Genomic DNA, 21,787 nt, shown 5'->3' on the forward strand with positions numbered 1-21,787 from the left:
CATAAATATATTTAAACATTTTAACCAAATTTTTTACAATATTCATTTTATATATTATTATTTAAAAATTTATATATTTTTAAACAACCTTTGTTATGCATTTTTTATTTAGATTCCCGGATAAATATCTACCTCTCTAGTAATTTCATCTACATCATCTAACCATAACAACGTTTTAAAGTCATTATATACCTTTTCTTCTGGCTGTTTCGTGGCCATAAGCACACCTACACCTACTACCTCTGATTCAAATTCTTGCATTAAATCGCAGATTCCTTTCGCTGTTCCGCCTCCTTTCATAAAGTCATCAATGAATAATACCTTTGAACCTTTTTTAATAGCTCTTGTTGATAAGCACATTGTTTTAATACGATGATTACTATTTGTAATGTAGTTCATATGAATCACTGTACCATCTGTTAACTTACTTTGATTTCTTACAACAATCATTGGTTTATTAAGTACCATAGCTGTCATAAGTGCAATAGGAATCCCTTTTGTCTCTACAGTAATAACATAATCAATTTCTACATCCTTAAAAAGACTTGCTAAAGCAATCCCTATATTTTTAGAAATACTAGGTGTATATAAAAGATCATTTGTGTAAATATATCCACCTGGAATAATACGCTCTGAAGCATTAATATGCTCACATAGTTCTTTAGTAAAGTTCTCCATTTGTTCTTTAGACATGAGCGGATTATAATATACCCCACCTGCTGCTCCTGAAATTGTTTCAATGGTACCAATTTCATAATTCGTAAAGATTTCTCTAATTATATCTAAATCTTCACTAATTGTTGATTTGGCACAATTAAATAAATTACAGAAATGAGTTAATGTAAAAATTTTGTTCGGATTATTTGTTAAAATATTAGTTATTACGCTAATTCGGTCGTGTTTTTGTACTTTTTTCATTTACTTTCTCCTTTGTTTATTCTAAGTATGCTATTTCCTAGAATATTAATTTCTTACGGCTTCTTTTTACTATTCATTGATTTACACATATTATATACAAATAACCGAATATTTAAAAGCTTTTCACAAAAAACATTCAACTTTTAAAAATATTTGTTAATTAATTTACAGTTAGTATATACTTATAAAATACTATGATGCATAATATGATAAGAGGTATCTTATTAATAAAAAGGATAATCTATATTCATTGAAAGGATCTTAATTCTATGACAAATCTTATTTCTTTAAATAACAAGAAAAAAATTCACTTTATTGGTATTGGTGGTATTAGCATGAGCGGTCTTGCTGAAATCGCCTATACAAGAGGCTTTGCTGTAACAGGCTCAGATATGAAAAGTTCACATACAACATCGCACCTTGAAAGCCTTAATATCCCTGTATATTATGGCCATGCTGCTTCTAACATCGAAAAAGATGTAGACTTAGTCGTTTATACAGCAGCTATTCATGCGGATAATCCAGAAATCCAAGCTGCCAAAGCAGCAAACATAGAACTTGTTACACGTTCAAAGTTCTTAGGACTTATTATGAAAGACTACGAATTTCCTATTTGTATCGCTGGTACACACGGTAAAACAACTACTACTTCAATGCTTACCCACGGACTTTTAGCTGCTAACTTAGATCCTACTATTACTGTTGGTGGTATTTTAAATGCTATTCATGGCAACATTCGTATTGGACATACTAAATATTTTGCTACAGAAGCTTGCGAATACTGCAATAGCTTTTTAGACTTCTTCCCTAAAGTAGGTATTATCTTAAATATCGAAGAAGATCACTTAGATTTCTTTAAAGATATTAATGATATCCGTCATTCTTTCCAAAAGTTTGCTAGTACTATTCCTACAAATGGTTTCTTAGCTATTAATGGTGCTACGCCTGATTTAGATACTTTTACAGCACCACTTCACTGTAAAATTGAAACTTTTGGTTTAGATGAATCTTATAATTGGTATGCTAAAAACATTACTTTTGATGAAAAAGCATGTGCTAATTTTGATGTATATTATAATAGTAACTTTATGATTAATCTCAAGCTCCATGTAACTGGTACACACAATATCTTAAATGCTTTATCAGTATGTAGTGTTTACCACTTCTTAGGACTTGATTTAAATACACTTAATGAAGGACTCAAAGAGTTTACAGGTGCAGATCAACGTTTTGAAATCAAAGGTAAATTCAATGATATTACAGTAGTAGATGATTATGCGCATCACCCTACTGAAATCGCTGCTACCTTAGAAGTTGCCAACAATTATCCTCACAATCATCTATATATTGTATTCCAACCACACACATATACACGTACACGTGCGTTCTTAAATGATTTTGCCAAAGTACTTCAAAATGCTGAAAATGTTATCGTTACTGATATTTATGCTGCTCGTGAAAAAGATCCTGGCGATATTTCTAGTAAAGATATCGTAGATCTTATAAATGCCCATGGTAAAGGTGCTATTTATATGAAAGATTTTAATGACATTGCAAACCATCTTAAATCAAAAGCAAACGCTGGTGACGTTATTATTACTATGGGTGCTGGTAACGTTAATCAAATCGCTGATATCTTATTAGGTTAATCTCTATTTGATTTTCCCAAAAAGTACACATATATTTACAATAAAATTTCAATTTATATAATCTAACAATTATAAGAGGGTATCCTATTTTAGTAAGCTTATTACAATAGGACCCTCTTTATGTTTTCTTTTATTTTTCTTATCATATTTTCTAAGTTTTGTGCTATAATACTAACACAGAAAATGATTATTCACAAAGGAGGTGTCTTAATGGCATATATCAAATCCAAACTTTCAAGTCAACCTGCTGTAAATATCCCTTATTGGTTTATTACAGATTATATGCCAAAGGCACTCAGCGGAGATTTAAAAGTTTACCTTTATTTATTTGCACTTTCTCACAATCCTGATGGGATACGTATTTCATTAGAAGAAGTAAGTAGAAAATTAGATATGCTTTATTCTGAGCTCCTTCAAGCGCTTCGCCATTGGCATAAGAAAAAGGTACTTTGCTTTGAAGAAACATCTAGTGATGAGTTTTATCTTGAATTTTATCTTGATAAACCCGAGACTATTCAAAAAATTCAAATAGCACCTTCAGTAGCACCTGTACAAGTTGCAACTAAACCTGCATTTAGCAAGACACTCATTAGTCAATCTCGTCCTGAATATAGCACAGAAGAAATTAATGTTTATATGAAAGACTCCACTGAAGTTACAAATCTCTTTAAGATTGCCGAACAATACCTAGGTAGACTTTTAACAATGACAGATCAAAAAATCTTATTTAGCTTTTATGACTGGCTACATATGCCATTTGATCTTATTGAGTTTTTACTTGAAAATTGTGCTGGTAAATCTATGCATTATATCGAAAAAGTGGCAATCAGCTGGGTAGATGAAGGCATTTTAACAGTAGCACAAGCTAAGGAAAAAGCAGCTCAAAATAAGACTTACTACAAAATTTTATCAGCTCTCGGCTGTTCAAAAACAAATGTCACAGAAGTTGAACGTGAATGTATAGATAAGTGGATTAAAACTTATAATTTAAATATAGATATTATTTTAGAAGCTTGTAAACGCACTGTTATGCAGACCAGCAAACCAAGCCTTAATTATACTGACCGTATTTTAACCTCTTGGTATAAAGATGGCGTTAAATGTTTTGATGATATTATTGCATTAGATAAAGCCCGCGAAAGTAAACGAGCTATTGAACAAAACGGACAATATATTCCTAAACCAGCGCCACCTAAAGTTACTAAATTCACTAATATTTACACACATAATAGAGATTTTGATGAACTTGAAAAACTTGAACGTGAGTATATTGAACGTACACTAAAAGGAGGAAATTAATATGAATACAAAAGAACTACAGTATAAACGTCTCATTCGTGAATACGATTTGAAGCGTACAGCTAAAACACAAGCTTCTTTAAAACGTACCACTGAAGTTTATAAAAAAATTCCTCAAATCGAAGCAATTGATAAAGAACTTAGTCAAACAGGTATTAACTTAGTACGTCAAATGCTTAATAAATCTAAAACTGGTTCTACTTTAGAAGATTTTCATAAACACTCAGATGATTTATTACTTACTAAAAAAATGCTTTTAGTAGAAGCTGGTTTTCCACCAGATTATCTAGAAATTCAATACGATTGCCCTATTTGTAAAGATACAGGATTTGTTGGTAATAAGACTTGTACTTGCTTCAAGCAAGGGCTTATTGACATGGCTTATGAACAATCCAACTTAAAGAATATATTATCTCTAGAAAACTTTTCAAACTTTAATATAGAATATTATTCTAAAGAGGAATTTGAAGGTCAGCCTTATTCACCTTATCATAACATGTCACTTATTTATCAAATATGTGTTGGCTTTATCGAAAAGTTTGATTTCGAAAAGAGAAACTTACTTTTTTATGGTAGTGCTGGACTTGGTAAAACCTTCTTATGTAATTGCATTGCGAAAGAACTTTTAGATAAGGGCTATACTGTTTTATATCTTACAGCGCCTCAACTCTTTAAACTATTTGATGAAGCTAGATTTCATCGTGAAGATTTAGGAGATGATTCTAAAGATATCTTAGAAACACTTCGAAATACTGATTTACTTATTATTGATGACTTAGGTACAGAATCATCAAATGCACCTTCTATTAGTGAATTTTTTGATGTTTTAAATGCTCGTTATTTAAATCAGCTTTCTACAATTATTTCTACAAACTTAGCACCTAATGAATGGAGTAATTATTATTCAGACCGTATCATTTCACGTATTTTTGGTAACTACACAACACTAAAATTTTATGGTCAAGACATTAGATTGCTAAAAAAATACTCACAAAAATAATAAGACATTGCCCAAATTCAACTTTTGTGGCAGTGCCTTTTTATTTTTTCCAAAAAGTACTTATTTCTTTGATATTTTTCTTTCTTCCTTAATATACATATAATATACATCTTACTATATTCTGGAGGTTTCTATGTTTCATACAGTTCAACTTTCAAAATCGGATCCAACACCTTTATACATACAACTTGCCTCTGAACTTGCAAAACTTATACAAGCAAATTTACTAACAGGTGGCACTAAACTTCCTGCTATTCGGTATCTTTCTAAACAACTTGCAATTAACAGAGACACTGTAGTAAGCGCATACAGACTTTTGGAAAACCAGGGTTTAGTAGAGGGACACATCGGCAAAGGCACTTATGTTGTCCCCATTTCTCAAAAATCTCCCTCTGCTCCTTCTGTTAAAAGTGCACATGTTTATTGTAGCAATTTAGGCTTTTCTAAGGAGCGCTTTCCTCCATCTATCTGCTTAAACCTTGCTACAGACCTTATTACAAAAGAAGGCTGGGAAGCTTTTTCAGATCCGCTTTATCGCAATAGGCATTTCTTAAAACAAAATATTGGTAACTTTATCGCTAAAAATCTTAATATTCATCCACATTTTAGTCAAGTGCGACTCGTTAAATCTATGGATCAATTTTTTCTTTCACTTTTTAAGTTATCACCTAAATCAGGAGTTTGTGTAGAAAATTATAGGGATTTAGCTGCTTCCTGCTACTTACGTTCTATAGGTGCTAAAATCTATGAAGTTCCATTGCTTAAAGATGGCTTAGACTTAAACTTATTAGAAAAATATCTACGTACAGGTACAATTTCTTATATTTTAGTTTCTTCTAATTTCCACAATCCTACTGGTATTTGCTATACTGATTCAAGCAAAAAAGCTCTTATCGATTTAGCTGGCAAATATGATTGTTATATTATAGAAGATGGTACTTATAATGAATTTGCCTTTAACTTTGCCGCTCCTTTGCCTTTATATGAACACTACTCAAAAGATAGAGTTATTTTCCTATATCATTTTTCAAAGCTTTATATGCCTTATCTTAGTTACAGCTTTGCCATCTTGCCAAACTTACTTATTAAACGTTTATCAGATGATATGACCTGTACTTTTAATGAAAGGCTCTTACTTTATTACCTAGATTCCTCTACACTGCTGGAAGTAAAAAAAGAACTTTTTAATGAATGCCAATACAAATATAACTACTTAGCCAAAACACTTAAATCTCTCTCTAATAAGCTTATTGTGAATGATTTAAATGGTGGTCTTTGCTTTTGGATTAAATCTCTCTATACTAACAAGGAGACACTTTACCATTATTTATCTAAACACGGTTTTATCGTTTCTCCTGGCAATCTATTCACAACAGAAGATTACTGTAACTTTTTAAGAATTTCTATTTCACAGCTTCCTATGGAAGATACAGAAAAACTTATCTCTTTGTTAAATAACTTCAATTGAAAATAAAAACAGTGATTTTAGTATGCTACTAAAATCACTGTTTTTTATTCTCAAAATATCTCACTACACCTAAGTAAATACTCCATGCAATTTTATCTTGATAAATATCATCATTAAGATTTACTTCTTCTTCTGGATTAGTCAAAAAACCACACTCTACAATTACAGCTGGTATTTCTATAGCTTTTAAAACATAATAATTATTGTTACTTTTCGCTTCTCTTTTATTAGTAGTATCTGCATTTTCTTTAATACTTCTTTGAATCAAACTTGCTAATGATTTACCTGCTTCTGATTTTTTGCTATAAAAAGTTTGTGCGCCCTTTACACTAGGTTGAGAAAAAGAATTATGATGAATGCTTACAACAATATCACCACCAGCAGCCATTTTTTTGCGTTCCACCATATCCTTACTCTTATGTTTTACGCCTTCCATTCCATCTACGTCATTATCTGTAGTCCTTGTCATTACTACTATAGCACCTGATTGTTCTAGATAATCCCGTAGTTTAAGTGCTATACGTAAATTAAGATGCTTCTCATCTTCTCCATGAATACCAGGTTTACCTGGATCAAATCCTCCATGCCCTGGATCAATTACTATTACCTTTGATGATGTTGCACTCCCCATTGTTTCTACTGCTTTAGCTGGTATTTTACTAAATTTAAAATAAGAAGCGCCACAAATAATTGCTGCTAATATCACTACTAATAACGGAATCTTATAATGACGCATAAATTCACCTCATCTTTTATACTACTTATCCCTTTTAGTTTATTAAGATGAGGTGAATTCTATACTATCTATTTTTTTAAAAGTGCCAATGAATCCCAACAATCTAATGTTTCAAGCCCTAACTTCCATGCTCCATAACCTGCTAAATTATATTTATTCACAATTTGAATTCTATCAGCTATTGTATTACTATCTTCAAGCCAAATTTTATATACTCCATCTTCCACTTGTTTCTCAGCATAAAGCTGTCCACTTTGTGAATCTAATGTAGGTATAACACCCCATTCTTTTACTTTAGCTTCTGCTGCACTCATTGTATAAGAGCGTGTTTCTAAACCATTGGCTGTTTCTTTCCATAAGCGTGTATAAAAAGGTATACCCAATACTAATTTATCACTTGGTACTTCTTCAAGATTTTTCTTAACCCCTTCTTCTACCCAAGGAATTTCAGCAACTGATCCTGCCTCTTCTGATCCTAAATGATATTGGTCATATGCCATAACAATAAAGTAATCGCATAAATTTGCAATTTTACCTCTTTCATAATGATTTGACCAATCAGATGGCATATAAACATCCACTGTCACAACGATTCCAGCATTTTTAAGCTGTGGATATAATTCTCTCATGAATTGTACCCATACCTTACTCGTTTCTGTTTGGATATTTTCAATATCAATATTTACACCGTCATAACCATATGTTTTAGCTTTTTCAATAAGCTGATTAATGACATGTTGCCTTTTAGTTGTACTTGAAAGTACCTGTGCTGTTAATTGCGGCTCCGTAAAGTTATGACTTAGTAATGCCCATACCATTAACCCTCTTTTATGTGCATTATCTATATAAGCTTTATTTCCCAAATCACTTAAATCTCCTTTTGCATCTGCAAACTGAAACCAAGTTGGTGAAATGACATTTGCCTCTGTAATCTTTGAATATTTTGCATTTTCCCAATCACCAGCAGTTTGTACAGTTACTTGGTCCCATACTAATTTCACCTTTTCACCTAAAGGATTACTTGGCCAATTATCAGAACTATTTATAGCTGTTCCTTCTACATTTCTTATGGCTATTACATTATTTTCAGGAATATATCCTACTATCCCTTGTTCACTTCTTACCCTAACAAAACCATTTTCACTAGAAAATACAACTACCTTTTCACCTTTTTTAAGATTCTTAAGTACTGTCGTCTTTTTGAGTGGACGTGTTCTAAGACTTGTTATACGTTTTATCGTCCCTATTTGTTTATTATCTGTTATATCATCAAGTATAAATAATTTATTTTCTTCACCTTGTATTATTTCTATTCCAGCTTTATCCTTTAATAATTCTGCTGATACATAAAGCTTTCCATCAATTTCTTTTAAAATATATGGTGCTTCAACCTTTTTACCATTTAATAGACCTTTATCCTTATTAGGATATAATCTTAACACATTTTTTGCTTCAGTCAGTGTCATAATTTGCTCAGACTCATCATAAAAAATACTTGTGTTTAAATAATTATTAATCGCTTCATAGCATATATATATATTTCCATCAATTATCTTTACAGGATCTTTTAAATCTATTCTTTGATCTTTGTAAACTAAGTTATACTCATTCCCTTGAAATTCATCAAAATATGTCAGTGGGTCTACCATATCTCCTACTGGCATAAATTTAGTTACTGCTAATGCGACTAAAGCTAATAGAGTTAATCCCATTACGACTTTTTTAAACATCTTTTCCCTCCTAACACCTTTAGTATAACATACAACACTTAATATATATATAATACGAGTTTCACAAATTTATTGGTATAATCTACAAAAAAAATTAAAAGCCATCTACGTTTATAATCGTAGATGGCTTTCATTACTCTATGAGTATTTACCTATTTCTATTTTTCAATTACAATGTTTTGCTCTCTGTTTGGTCCTACACCAACCATAGTAATCTTACATCCAACAAGTTCTTCAATTCTTGCAATATAATTTTTAACTGTTTGAGGTAATTCTTCATAAGTACGAATATGAGAAATTTCTCCCCAACCATCCATTTCTTCATATACAGGTGTACATTTTTCTAAATCTTCAAGGCTTGCTGGGAAATGTTTAATAATTTCGCCATTGAATTCATAACCTACACAGATTTTTACTTTTTCTAAGTCTTTTAATACGTCGATTTTATTAAGTGCAATTTGAGTTAAACCACTTGTTCTAACTGCAAATTCTCCAATTACTGCGTCGAACCATCCACAACGTCTTGGACGTCCTGTCACTGTACCAAACTCATGTCCTTCTTCTCTGATTCGATCACCTGTTGCATCAAAGAGTTCTGTTGGAAAAGGTCCTTTACCTACACGAGTAATATAACCTTTCATAACACCGATACATTCATCTATCATAGTTGGTCCAATACCGGCTCCGATACATGCTCCACCTGTAATAGGATGTGAAGATGTAACATATGGATATGTTCCAAGATCTAAGTCAAGAAGTGTTCCTTGAGCCCCTTCAAAGAGTACTTCTTTTCCTTCTTTAATTGATTCATAAATTTCTACTGTTGTATCAATTACATGCGATTTTAAACGTTCTGCATAACCTTTATATGTTGCAATAATCTCTTCTGCATCAAATTGTACATCTTGATCATATACAAATTTGAGCATTGCATTCTTAATTTTAACATTTTCTCTAACCTTTTCAGCAAACACTTCTTCATGGTATAAATCACATACACGAATCCCTGAACGTTCTGCTTTGTCCATGTAACATGGTCCAATACCTTTCATAGTTGTCCCAATATCTTTACCATCTTTAGCTTTAAGTGCTTCTTTAGCTTTATCAAGTGCTTTATGATATGGCATTACAAGATGCGCTCTTGAACTAATTTTAAGAGTGCTTACATCAATCCCTTTTGCTACTAATCCATCTATTTCACCTAAAATACCTTCAGGATCAATTACTACACCATTACCTACTAAACAAGTTTTTCCTGGATATAATATCCCAGATGGTATAAGTTGGAACTTGTATACTTCATTATTTACAGCTACTGTGTGTCCTGCATTATTTCCACCTTGGCATCTTACAACTACATCCGCCTTTTCTGATAAAATATCAATAATTTTAGCTTTTCCTTCGTCTCCCCATTGAGCCCCTATTACTACTTTAGTTGGCATGGTTACACATCCTTTCGATATCTTAAACTCACGTTTATCAATTTAACAAAAATATCATATCAAAATTTTATGTATAAATCAATACACTATCGAATATTTAATTGTTTTAGTAAGAAAATGTTCGCCAAAATTTCAATTTCATCTGTTTATATATTTGTTTTATATTTCATTATTGACAAGCTTTAACTATATTGCTATCTTTATTTTATCCTCATAGCACTTGACGTATAACATGACAAATTATTCATATATAAAGGTAATAAAATCAACATTTCTTACAAAGAATATTAAAATAAATTATTTGTATACAAAAATAGATTTTTACAAAAATTCATTTGCATTAATGAGGGATTTGCCTATAGAAATAAGGAGGCTTAAAATGGATAAAAAAATATATGTTTTTGGGCACAAAATCCTGATACAGACTCTATCTGTGCCGCTATTTCTTACACTTATTTAAAGCGTGCATTAGGGACAGAAAATATAGAAGCTGCTAGACTTGGAAAAGTTAATAAAGAAACACAATATGCTTTAGATTATTTTGATGTAGAAGCACCAATTTTACTCAAGGATATCAAACCACAAGTTAGTGATATGAACTTCTACAGCGTACCACCAGTTTATGTAGTTGATTCTGTAAAAAAAGCTTGGGACGTAATGACAGAACACGGTCGTCAAATGATTCCTGTCTTATACCACGACAACAAGCTTGCAGGTATTATTTCAATTTCTGACATCTCTAAAACTTATATTGGTCTTACAGATGGTTCAGTTCTTAAAAATCACAAAACACCATTTATTAACGTACCAGGTGTTTTAGAAGGAAAAGTTATTAGTGGAAGCTATCCTCATGCTTATGTATTAGGAGATGTATATACAACTGCATCGTTCTCACCTGATACAACATTAGATAGCTCAGATATTATTATTACAGGTTCTCACAAAGAGCTCATTCAAACCGCTCTTCGTTCTGGCGCTGGTTGTGTTATTATCACAGACCAAAATATGGACTGTATTGAAGTAGATATTCCTAGTACTGTAGAATGTGCTGTTGTTTGTACAGGTTATACATTCTTCAAAACAATTAAAATGATTTCTCAAAGTATCTCAGTTAAAAATATCTTAGTTAAAGATAATATTACTTACTTTGAAATAGATGACTACTTAGATGAAGTAAAACAAGCAATGCTTAATACTTCTTATAGACATTTCCCAATTTTAGATGAAAAAAGTCATGTAAAAGGACTTATTTCTAAACGTCACTTACTTGATGTTCAAAAGAAAAAAGTTATCTTGGTAGACCACAATGAGCGCGGACAAAGTGCTGATGGTATCGAACAAGCTGAAATTCTTGAAATCATCGATCACCACCGTGTAGCAAACTTAGATACAGGTAACCCTGTATTCTTACGTGCTGAACCAGTTGGTTGTACAAATACTATCATTGGTAAGATGTTTGAAGAACATAACATTATGCCACCTAAAGCTATTGCAGGTTTAATGCTTAGTGCTATCCTTTCAGATACACTTATTTTCAAATCACCTACATGTACAAAAGATGATATCCGTATTGCAACAAAACTTGCTGAAATTGCTGAAGTTAACCTTGAGCAATATGGTGCTGAACTTCTTGCAGCTGGAACATCTCTTGAAGGTATGTCTCCTAACGACTTACTTAATATTGATAGAAAAGCTTTCGCTATTGGTAAATACAACATAAGTGTAGCTCAAATCAACACAGGTGACTTCCAAAGCTTATACAAAATCAAAGAAGATATCTTAGCTGAAATGAATCGTATCGAACAAGAAGAAAATCTTAGTCTTTGCATACTTATGGTTACTGATATCGTAGTAGGCGGTTCTGAACTTATTGTAACAGGTTCTGAAAAACAAATTGCTGAACAACTCTTTAATCTTGAACCTGGTGAAGATAGTGTCTTCTTAAAAGATGTATCTCACGAAAAAAACAAATCGTACCAAAATTAATGACACTTTCTTAAGATATTATTATTTAATAAACAAAAACTGGGATATTACTTCCCAGTTTTTTTATAGATATTTAGCTAACACATCTACTGCATGTGTTTGAATCATTAATTTACCATGTTCTTTTAAGAAATGTTCATTTAAATCACTTGTTGGAAATTTACTTCCAAACTCATCTAATACCCCTACTAATGCATCACTATTAATATTAGCCTTTTTATTTTTCTCTAAGATTAAGTAGTATTTTTGATTAAATTTATATAATGAATTATCACCAACAAACATTGGTTGTATACGATGGGCTGCCATACAAACATTGTCAAAATCATTAAATAAATAAGTAATAGATGCCACCTTACTTTTAGTATTTTCTTTAACTTGCTCTGCCCCTTCACTTCCCATAAGTGCTAAGTCTGTCAAGCGATCTTCTTCTGGATTCTTAAATGTGCGATGAGTTGGTCTCTCTCCTATAGCTTCTAATTTTTGTTCTATTTGAGAAGGATCTTCTACTTTCGTTACCACAATCATAATACTATCTGCTGATAATGGTACAGCTTCTATCATAAGTGGCACATTATCTGTTTCGAATCCAAAATCTTCATACGCTCTAGCCATCATATCTTTAAAAAGTGCCTGTGCTTTCTTAGAACCATAAGCAAGTTCACTAATTTTTAAATCTCTATCTGTAAGGTCTGAGTGATTTAATGTAACTTGGATTTGTGTTTCACTAAGCTTTTCAATTTTCATTCAAATCACATCCTTTCTTATTTAGTCATTCCAACTATCATTAGTATTAGTATAAGTATAATGTAAGTATAGCATACCTGTAAAGAGCATAATATTAACATTTATTTGTATTATTACTCTCATATTATAGTTATTTATTACCTTATTATATGTCATTACGCACATCTTATAATACTTATCTTAACCATTGTATATATGTTTTAATTTTTTTAAGAAATTCTTGACCTGTATACAGTATACATTGTATAATACAGATATAAGAATCGAAGCAATTCAGTTTACTTCGATTTATATTGAAAAATACTACATATTTATTTTTTCTTCAATTAAATTAAGGAGTGATTATTAATGTTTGAACAATGGAATGGTTTTAAAACTGGTATTTGGTCAAAAGAAATCAATACTAGAGACTTCATTCAAAACAACTATACACCATATGATGGAGATGATTCTTTCTTAGTAGGTCCTACAGAAGCTACAACTACTTTATGGTCAAAAGTACGTGAACTTATGGATGAAGAACTTAAAAAAGGTATCTTAGATGCTGAAACAAAAGTTCCATCTACACTTACATCTCATGCTGCTGGTTACTTAGATAAAGAGCTTGAAACAATCGTTGGTCTTCAATCAGACAAACCATTAAAAAGAAATATCATGCCAAATGGTGGTATCCGTACTGTAGAATTAGCTCTTAAATCTTACGGTTATGAATTAGACCCACAAACAAAAGAAATTTTCACAAAATACCACAAAACACACAATACAGCTGTATTCCAAGCTTACACAAAAGATATGAGAGCTTGTCGTCACAGCCACATCATCACAGGTCTTCCAGATGCTTATGGTCGTGGACGTATCGTTGGTGATTACCGTCGTGTTGCTTTATATGGTGTTGACTTCTTAATTGAAGAAAAACTTGCAGATAAAGATCAATTAGACGTATCTCCTATGACAGAAGATGTTGTACGTCGTCGTGAAGAAATTGCAGAACAAATTATTGCTCTTCAAGATCTCAAAAAAATGGCTGAAAAATATGGCTTTGATATTTCTAAACCAGCTTCAGATATCAAAGAAGCTATCCAATGGTTATACTTCGGTTACCTTGGTGCTGTAAAACAACAAGATGGTGCTGCTATGTCAATCGGACGTAACACAACATTCCTTGATATCTATGCTGAAAGAGACCTTAAAGCTGGTAAATACACAGAAGAACAAATCCAAGAATTCATCGATCATTTCGTAATGAAACTTCGTATGGTTCGTTTCCTTCGTATTCCAGAGTACAATGAATTATTCTCTGGTGACCCTGCTTGGGTATCTGAAGCTATCGGTGGTTTAGGTATTGATGGACGTCACATGGTAACAAAAACTGCTTACCGTGTACTTCACACATTAATTAACCTTGGACCATCTCCAGAACCAAACTTAACAATTCTTTGGTCTCCAAGACTTCCAGAAACATTCAAAAAATACTGTGCTGATATCTCTATCAAAACATCATCTATCCAATACGAAAATGATGACTTAATGAGATTACACTATGGTGATGATTACACAGTAGCTTGTTGTGTATCTGCTATGAAAGTCGGAAAAGAAATGCAATTCTTCGGCGCTCGTGCTAACCTTGCAAAAACATTACTTTACGCTATCAATGGTGGACGTGATGAAATGACAGGTGAACAAGTTGCTCCAGAATATCAACCAATTACAGCTGAATACCTTGACTTCGATGAAGTTATGGCTAAATTCAATGTTATGATGGATTGGCTTGCAAAAGTATATGTTGATACATTAAACGTAATCCACTTCATGCATGATAAATATCACTATGAATCACTTGAAATGGCTCTTCATGATACAGATGTTGAACGTACATTCGCTACAGGTATTGCTGGTTTCTCAGTTGTAGTTGACTCACTTTCAGCTATCAAATATGCTAAAGTTAAAGTTGTAAGAGATGAAACTGGTCTTGCTACAGATTACGAAATCGAAGGTGAATACCCAGCTTATGGTAACAACGATGACCGCGTAGACCAAATCGCTGTTGAACTTGTTCAAAACTTCATGAACAAAATTAGAAAACATCACACATACAGAAATTCTATCCCAACAACATCAATCTTAACTATTACATCAAACGTTGTATATGGTAAGAAAACAGGTAACACACCTGATGGACGTAAAGCAGGTCAACCACTTGCTCCAGGTGCTAACCCAATGCACGGTAGAGACGTAAATGGTGCTCTTGCATCACTTTCTTCTGTAGCTAAACTTCCATACAGAGATTCATTAGATGGTATTTCTAATACATTCTCTATCATTCCAAGTGCTCTTGGTAAAACAGAAGAAGAACAAATCAACAACTTAACAGGTCTTCTTGATGGATACTTCGTACAAGCTCCACACCATGTAAACGTTAACGTTCTTCAACGTGAAACATTACTTGATGCTATGGATCATCCAGAAAAATACCCTCAACTTACAATCCGTGTATCTGGATACGCTGTTCGTTTTATCCGTTTAACAAGAGAACAACAAATGGATGTTATCAACAGAACATTCCACAATCACTTCTAATAATTGATTACTAAATAATAAAAATTATTAAATAAAACTTATTTTAAAGAGGATGTTTGCATCCTCTTTATTAATTGTTTATAATAAAAAAGAGAGATGAACTTCTCTCACTTTCATAAAAATTAAAATCACTTTATTACATGCTCTTATTTAAGTATGTATAATTTATAAAATTATTTAGGAGGTATGAACATGAAAGGCAGAATACATTCAATTGAAACTTGCGGTGCTGTAGACGGTCCAGGCCTTCGTTATATTGTTTTCACACAAGGTTGTCCATTAAGATGTAAATATTGTCATAATCCAGATACTTGGAAATTACATGACGGGAAAGAAGCTGATACTGAAGAACTTATTACTGATATTGTTAAATATAAACCATTTATGAATGCTTCTAATGGTGGTGTTACTATTAGTGGTGGTGAACCATTTATGCAAGCTGACTTCGTAAGAGATTTACTGATCAAATGTAAAAAGGAAGGCTTACATACTGCTATTGATAGTTCTGGCCATATAGCCTTAGATAAAGCTGATCCTGTACTTGATTATACAGATCTCGTCCTATTAGATATTAAGTGCTATAATGAAGATAAATTTAAAAATTTAACTGGTGTTGATTTAGAACCAACACTTGCATTTGCTAAACACTTAGAAGAACGTAATATCCCTATCTGGGTTCGTTACGTATATGTACCAAACCTTACAGATGATGCAGAAGATATTGAAAATCTTGCGAAGTTCTTAACGACACTTAATAATGTAGAGCGTATTGATATTTTACCATTCCATAAAATGGGTGAATATAAATGGGAACAACTTGGCTATTCATATGATTTACATGATATACAAGAACCATCTATAGATGCTACAAATACAGCAAAAGCAATTTTCGAAAAATATAATTTACCTGTCGTAGGTTAATACCTTCTAAAGGATTTTTCACTAAATAGATTTTATAAGAGAGTAATAGCATAAAGCAAGTTATTGTTTTATGCTATTACTCTCTTATTTGGGGCAAAATAAAAAGCCTCATACGGGGCTTTTATAAGGTATATATTGGGTATTTTCTATTACATTTCTTTGGCGGTTTGTGAATCTACTGTTTTCTTTCCCTTAAATATCCTGTTCAAAAATGATTGTTTTTCTATTTTTTCGCATTCTCTATTTTCCCCTAGTTCTTTGCGCATCTTCTGCACTTCACGCATAGTCTCATCTAACTTACGATAGTATTCTTCATTCTTAGCATCTTGTCTTTCCTCATACATATTCATTTTTTTATCAACTTCACGATTTATTTCTATGCGCATCTCACTTCTAATACTTTCTACTGCAGCCTTATTACCTTCTATAACGGCCTGTGTAATCATCCCCATAAATGCTTTTACTTTCTCATTATTAGGATCATCAATATCAATAGTCGTTACACTGTTAGTTTGGGCTGTTGTTGGTGCGAATTGTGTACTGCTCAGCTGTTCATAACTCTCTTTAATCTCTTTATTTGAATCATGCATAATACCTTCTATTGCTTTTAACTGTAACCCCTGTTCCCTCATTTCTAGTATCTTTCTAAACATTTCTACATCCTCTAAAGTGTATACCCTATGACCTTTTGAATTTCGTTTAATGTTTAAATTAAGTTCCTTCTCATAAAATCTAAGTACGTAAGCCTCTGTTTCTAGCTTTTCAGCTACATCTTTTACTGTGAGAAAGTCTTTTTCTTGTAACATTTTTGCTCCCCCATTCTTTTGTACTATATATTATTATTATACCATATTTTTACAATAATACAATATTTTAAGAATATTTTATTTGTTAAATGGTGTCTCAAAAAAAATTTGCAAGAGTATCTAAAATAAAAGGAACATCTTGCAAATCCATCTGCAAAATGTTCCTTTATATCCTCCTAATTATATATATCTTTATATTTTTATTACATTTTTACATTGCTACTTTCTGTATATTTTGTTGCCTTCAAAATAGCCTCTATGATAATCCATATAGCTAAAGCAAATAATATAATTGCGATGACACCTAAAATATAGTTAGGTTCTGCACTAAATACATATTGTTTGATTAACAATATTAAAGCTGCTACAGTTACTGCAAACATAAATACCATAGGTATTGCTGTCATAATCGATTGACGTTTTAAATTAGCAAGCCAGCTTGTAATAGCTAATAATGCAAGTGCACCAAGAAGTTGATTAGCTGCGCCGAATACTGGCCAAATCTTTGTATAGCCATAACCAATAATACCTGTAGATAACCCTACCGTAATAACTGTAGCCGTAACAGGATTTGCAAATACCTTTTTAACAGGTTCACTAGCTTCATCAAACATTTCTTGGAAAATATAACGTCCGATTCTAGTAGCTGTATCTAAGCTTGTAAGAGCAAAAGCTGAGAATGCTAATGTAACAAATACTTGACCTATTTCTACTGAAAGACCAAATTTGCTCATAAACTCTGAAAGACCTGCAGCAAAAATAGCTGTTGGTGTTCCTTCTGCTTTTGCTACATAACATACTGTAATAAGCGCAATAACAGCTACAATACCTTCAATAAGCATAGAACCATATCCAATGAGCCTAGCGTCTTTTTCACTTTTAATTTGTTTAGAAGTTGTTCCTGAACTAACAAGTGAGTGGAATCCTGAAATAGCACCACAAGCAACTGTTACAAATAAGAATGGGAATAATGTTTGTCCCCCTACTTCAAAGCCAGCATAAGCAGGTGCAACAATAGTTGGTCTATAAAGTAAAAGACCTATTACACCTCCTGCAAGCATAGCATAAAGTAAAAAAGAACATAAATAGTCTCTAGGTTGTAATAAAATCCATACTGGTAAAATAGATGCAACCGCTATATAAATCATTAAGATTATATTCCATGCATTTTGTGAGAGTTTTAAGATAGGGAATTTATACCCTACAAAAATGCAAAGGAATAATAGTACTACCCCTATAATTGTTGCGATACCTAAATTTGCATGTTTACGATATACAAAGAATCCAAATAATACTGCTAAAATAATAAATAACACAGAAGCTGTACCTGCTTGTGCCCCTATAAGTTTTTCTGGAACTGTCGCATCAAATGCAAAAGTTGATGCACAAATACTAGTAAAGGCGGCTACAACTAATATAAGTGTTGCATACGCAAAAAAGTTAAAAACAATTTTGCCTCTACGTCCTATATTAATTCTAATAATCTCACCAATACTTTTACCATCGTGTCTAATAGATGCAAATAAAGCACCAAAGTCATGTACACCACCAATAAATACAGATCCAACTAAAATCCATAAATATACTGGAAGCCATCCAAAAATAGATGCTAAAATTGGTCCTGTAATAGGGCCTGCACCTGCAATAGATGAAAAATGATGTCCTAATAATACTTTGGCATCAGTTGGTACATAGTCTACATTGTCAAATTTAGTTTCTGATGGTGTTTTTCTTTTCGAATCAATCCCCCACTTCTTAACAAGCCATCCACCATATCCAATATAGGCTCCTAAAAATAAAATTACTGCAATAAAAAGTAATACTAAAGAATTCATTGAATTCTCCCCCCCTTTATTTTTTATAAAAAGGCATATACGCCTTCCTAACACATTTACCATCCCTATTAGTAAATACTTTACCTGTAGGAAGTTCTATTACAACTAACCTTACTTCACAAAAACCTTTAAGATAAAATCCAAATATCTTTTCATATTTATACTTCTTAATTGTGCTTAAATCACACTGCAAGTTATGACGAATTACTAAAACAAAATTTAAATATGTACTTTTATGATACTTATTAAGATTTACCAATTTCTTAGATAAATCACTTAAATACGCCAAATACCTTTCTAAATCATCTTGTGTTAGATTATCTATACATTTAATCATAACATGTTCATTGGTTTCAAACTTATCAATAATATCCTTTTTGCTTAAGAAAGTTCTCCCCAATATCATATGATACTTTCCATAAAGATTAAATTTTTCACCTTCTAACATCTTATCTTTCTCAATTTCAAAATAAGTTTGAAGCCTACTCTCCATTAATTCTAGATATTTTTCCTGGTCTATATTCACTATAAACTCTCCCCTACGCATTTACTTTACTAATTAATTTTATCAAATTCAAACACTAAAATAAATACTTTCAGAATAGTTGTTCTATTTTTATTGGTATTCTGTCATTATCTCCTTTTTCATCTTTATTAAATAAATTTTTGATAAATTATTAAATCAAGCCATCTTTCAAATTTATAGCCTATGCGCTTAAATTCACCGCATATCACATAATCACTTTTTTCAAACAATGTACGGCTTCCTATGTTTTCACCGCATACTAAAGCTAATAAAGTATTTATTTCTTTTTCTGGCTTTCTAGCACGTTCTTCTATAAAAGCTAATGCCTGTTTGCCTATACCACACCCTTCATAGCCATATTTTAAATAAATGGTTACTTCTGCACTATGTCCAAAGGCTTCTCTTGGTTTGAACTGTGTTAATATTACATATCCACATACCTCATTATCTTGTTTGATTAAATAACTTTCATACTTAGGATTTTTAAATATTACAAGCTGCCTCATCTCTTCATAACCAATTTCTTTTATATGAAAGGTCGCTGTAGAATTCTTGATGTAGTATAAATAAATTTCTCGTACAATCTCAATATCTTCTTCTGTAATTCGTTCAAATGTAAGTTTTTTTAATTCTTTTGCCATCTGCTCTATATCCTTTCAATGATTTGCTTTTAGCACAAAATTTCTGAGTCTTTTATATATCTTATTATATCTAAAAAGACGGTTATAACATTCTAAGATGCTATAGCCGTCTTCTATATCTGCTTTATACTAATGCTGCATATTTGCAAATTTAGTGTACTGTCCAAGCCATACAAGCTCTACCGTTCCCGTAGGACCATTTCTTTGTTTGGCAATAATAACTTCACCAACATTTTTCTTATCCGTATCCGGATGATAATATTCATCACGATACAAGAACATAACAACGTCAGCATCCTGTTCAATGGCTCCAGATTCCCTTAAATCCGAAAGCATTGGTCTATGGTCTGTTCTTGTTTCACATGCACGAGAAAGCTGCGATAAGGCAATTACAGGAGCATTCATCTCCCTTGCAAGTGCCTTTAATGAACGTGAGATATCTGAAATCTCTTGTTGTCTAGAATCACCCTTGCCACTTCCGCTCATAAGTTGTAAGTAGTCAATCATAATAAGGTCTAATCCTTTTTCCATCTTAAGTCTTCTACATTTTGCACGCATTTCCATAACATTAATACCAGCTGTATCATCAATGAAGATTCTAGAATCTGCAATATTGGGAATACTTCTAGCAAGACGATCCCAATCTTCTTTCTCTAACATCCCTGTACGTGCCTTTTGTGAATCAACCATAGCCTCTGCGCAAAGCATACGGCTTACTAATTGATCCTTTGACATTTCCAGACTAAATACAGCAACACTTTGCTTATTCTTAATACCGGCTGTTTGAATGATATTAAGAGCAAAGGCTGTCTTACCCATAGAAGGTCTGGCTGCTACTAAGACTAAATCGGATGGTTGAAGTCCTGCAGTACGCTGATCTAAGTCAATAAATCCCGTTTCAATCCCTGTAATACCACCCTTACTTTGATGGGCTTCTTCAATCTTATCGATTGAAGTAATAACAATCTCATCAATACCAGTAAAATCTTCTGTACTCTTATTTTGAAGAATATCAAAAACTTGCTTTTCTGCAAAACTCATAATGCTATCAATAGGTTCTTCACCCTCATAACTTTTTGCAGCAATTTCATTACTGGCTTTAATTAGTCTTCTTAGCGTTGCCTTTTCTTCTACAATCTTTGCATACTGTTTAATATGGGCTGATGTAGGTACACTGCTTGCAAGTTCAGCCACATAAGCTAAACCACCTATCTGTTCTAATACGCCCTTTTGAACTAATTTATCCTGGATAGTAATAAGGTCTATAGGATTTCCGCTTGTATATAGCTCAATAATAGCTGCATAAATTTGCTCATGATCAGGTCTATAAAAGTCTTCAGGTCGTAATATTTCACTAGCAACAATAACAGCTTCATGATCTAAAATCATGGAACCTAAAACAGACTGTTCCGCCTCCAAACTATGTGGCGGAATTCTCATATTAGGTACTTGCTCCATAGCCTATTCCTCTTCTTTTGTATTATATTTGTTATAATATATTATCGT

Annotated in this window: 17 protein-coding genes; 7 read left to right on the forward strand and 10 right to left on the reverse strand. The window is 32.2% G+C overall.

Features of this window, described 5'->3' with window-relative positions; all coding sequences use genetic code 11:
- Nucleotides 1-108: 108 nt before the first annotated feature.
- Entirely contained in the window at nt 109-918 is an 810-nt protein-coding gene (purR, locus tag JCM14822_RS13395) for a pur operon repressor (protein WP_054742882.1), read from the reverse strand.
- 269 nt (nt 919-1,187) lie between these two features.
- Between purR and murC the strand changes: the two genes are divergently transcribed.
- From murC to JCM14822_RS13415, 4 genes are all read left to right on the forward strand, one after another.
- Nucleotides 1,188-2,567 carry a UDP-N-acetylmuramate--L-alanine ligase gene (gene murC / locus JCM14822_RS13400; RefSeq protein WP_054742883.1) on the forward strand — a complete coding sequence of 460 codons (1,380 nt, stop codon included), beginning with the start codon at nt 1,188-1,190 and terminating at the stop codon, nt 2,565-2,567.
- Nucleotides 2,568-2,777: 210 nt separating this feature from the next.
- Nucleotides 2,778-3,866, forward strand: coding sequence for a DnaD domain protein (locus JCM14822_RS13405; protein WP_054742884.1), 1,089 nt, complete (start codon nt 2,778-2,780; stop codon nt 3,864-3,866).
- Between the two features lies 1 nt (nt 3,867).
- Nucleotides 3,868-4,866 (forward strand): ATP-binding protein, encoded by a 999-nt coding sequence (locus JCM14822_RS13410; RefSeq protein ID WP_054742885.1) that lies wholly within the window; start codon nt 3,868-3,870, stop codon nt 4,864-4,866.
- 133 nt (nt 4,867-4,999) lie between these two features.
- The gene (locus tag JCM14822_RS13415) at nt 5,000-6,334 is read left to right on the forward strand and encodes an aminotransferase-like domain-containing protein (protein ID WP_054742886.1); all 1,335 of its coding nucleotides are present in this window, start codon (nt 5,000-5,002) and stop codon (nt 6,332-6,334) included.
- A 34-nt stretch (nt 6,335-6,368) separates the two neighbouring features.
- On the opposite strand, the gene JCM14822_RS13420 is transcribed toward JCM14822_RS13415, so the two are convergent.
- The 3 genes from JCM14822_RS13420 to JCM14822_RS13430 all read right to left on the reverse strand — a co-directional run bounded on the left by JCM14822_RS13420 (nt 6,369) and on the right by JCM14822_RS13430 (nt 10,242).
- On the reverse strand, nt 6,369-7,070 hold the full coding sequence (locus JCM14822_RS13420) for an N-acetylmuramoyl-L-alanine amidase (protein ID WP_054742887.1): 702 nt from the start codon (nt 7,068-7,070) through the stop codon (nt 6,369-6,371).
- A gap of 68 nt (nt 7,071-7,138) precedes the next feature.
- A complete protein-coding gene (locus JCM14822_RS13425) occupies nt 7,139-8,800 on the reverse strand; it encodes a glycosyl hydrolase family 18 protein (protein ID WP_054742888.1) in 1,662 nt (553 codons plus the stop codon).
- Nucleotides 8,801-8,958: 158 nt separating this feature from the next.
- Nucleotides 8,959-10,242, reverse strand: coding sequence for an adenylosuccinate synthase (locus JCM14822_RS13430; protein WP_054742889.1), 1,284 nt, complete (start codon nt 10,240-10,242; stop codon nt 8,959-8,961).
- 441 nt (nt 10,243-10,683) lie between these two features.
- On the opposite strand from JCM14822_RS13430, the gene JCM14822_RS13435 reads away from it, so the two are divergent.
- A complete protein-coding gene (locus tag JCM14822_RS13435; protein WP_242861512.1) occupies nt 10,684-12,228 on the forward strand; it encodes a putative manganese-dependent inorganic diphosphatase in 1,545 nt (514 codons plus the stop codon).
- A gap of 63 nt (nt 12,229-12,291) precedes the next feature.
- Here the strand turns inward: JCM14822_RS13435 and JCM14822_RS13440 are convergent, their stop codons facing one another.
- The gene (locus tag JCM14822_RS13440) at nt 12,292-12,975 is read right to left on the reverse strand and encodes an adaptor protein MecA (protein WP_054742890.1); all 684 of its coding nucleotides are present in this window, start codon (nt 12,973-12,975) and stop codon (nt 12,292-12,294) included.
- Nucleotides 12,976-13,323: 348 nt separating this feature from the next.
- Between JCM14822_RS13440 and pflB the strand changes: the two genes are divergently transcribed.
- Both pflB and pflA read left to right on the forward strand, forming a co-directional pair.
- A complete protein-coding gene (pflB, locus tag JCM14822_RS13445) occupies nt 13,324-15,552 on the forward strand; it encodes a formate C-acetyltransferase (RefSeq protein ID WP_054742891.1) in 2,229 nt (742 codons plus the stop codon).
- Nucleotides 15,553-15,744: 192 nt separating this feature from the next.
- A complete protein-coding gene (gene pflA / locus JCM14822_RS13450; RefSeq protein ID WP_157047765.1) occupies nt 15,745-16,473 on the forward strand; it encodes a pyruvate formate-lyase-activating protein in 729 nt (242 codons plus the stop codon).
- A gap of 149 nt (nt 16,474-16,622) precedes the next feature.
- On the opposite strand, the gene JCM14822_RS13455 is transcribed toward pflA, so the two are convergent.
- The 5 genes from JCM14822_RS13455 to dnaB form a co-directional block, all read right to left on the reverse strand.
- A complete protein-coding gene (locus tag JCM14822_RS13455) occupies nt 16,623-17,279 on the reverse strand; it encodes a helix-turn-helix domain-containing protein (RefSeq protein ID WP_054742893.1) in 657 nt (218 codons plus the stop codon).
- 203 nt (nt 17,280-17,482) lie between these two features.
- On the reverse strand, nt 17,483-19,114 hold the full coding sequence (locus JCM14822_RS13460) for a carbon starvation CstA family protein (protein ID WP_054742894.1): 1,632 nt from the start codon (nt 19,112-19,114) through the stop codon (nt 17,483-17,485).
- 16 nt (nt 19,115-19,130) lie between these two features.
- The gene (locus JCM14822_RS13465) at nt 19,131-19,640 is read right to left on the reverse strand and encodes a hypothetical protein (protein ID WP_054742895.1); all 510 of its coding nucleotides are present in this window, start codon (nt 19,638-19,640) and stop codon (nt 19,131-19,133) included.
- 128 nt (nt 19,641-19,768) lie between these two features.
- Entirely contained in the window at nt 19,769-20,281 is a 513-nt protein-coding gene (locus tag JCM14822_RS13470) for a GNAT family N-acetyltransferase (RefSeq protein WP_054742896.1), read from the reverse strand.
- A gap of 129 nt (nt 20,282-20,410) precedes the next feature.
- Nucleotides 20,411-21,739 (reverse strand): replicative DNA helicase, encoded by a 1,329-nt coding sequence (dnaB, locus tag JCM14822_RS13475; RefSeq protein ID WP_054742897.1) that lies wholly within the window; start codon nt 21,737-21,739, stop codon nt 20,411-20,413.
- Between the last annotated feature and the right edge of the window lie 48 nt (nt 21,740-21,787).

The organism is Cellulosilyticum ruminicola JCM 14822 (assembly GCF_001311925.1).
GTDB classification, from domain to species: domain Bacteria; phylum Bacillota; class Clostridia; order Lachnospirales; family Cellulosilyticaceae; genus Cellulosilyticum; species Cellulosilyticum ruminicola.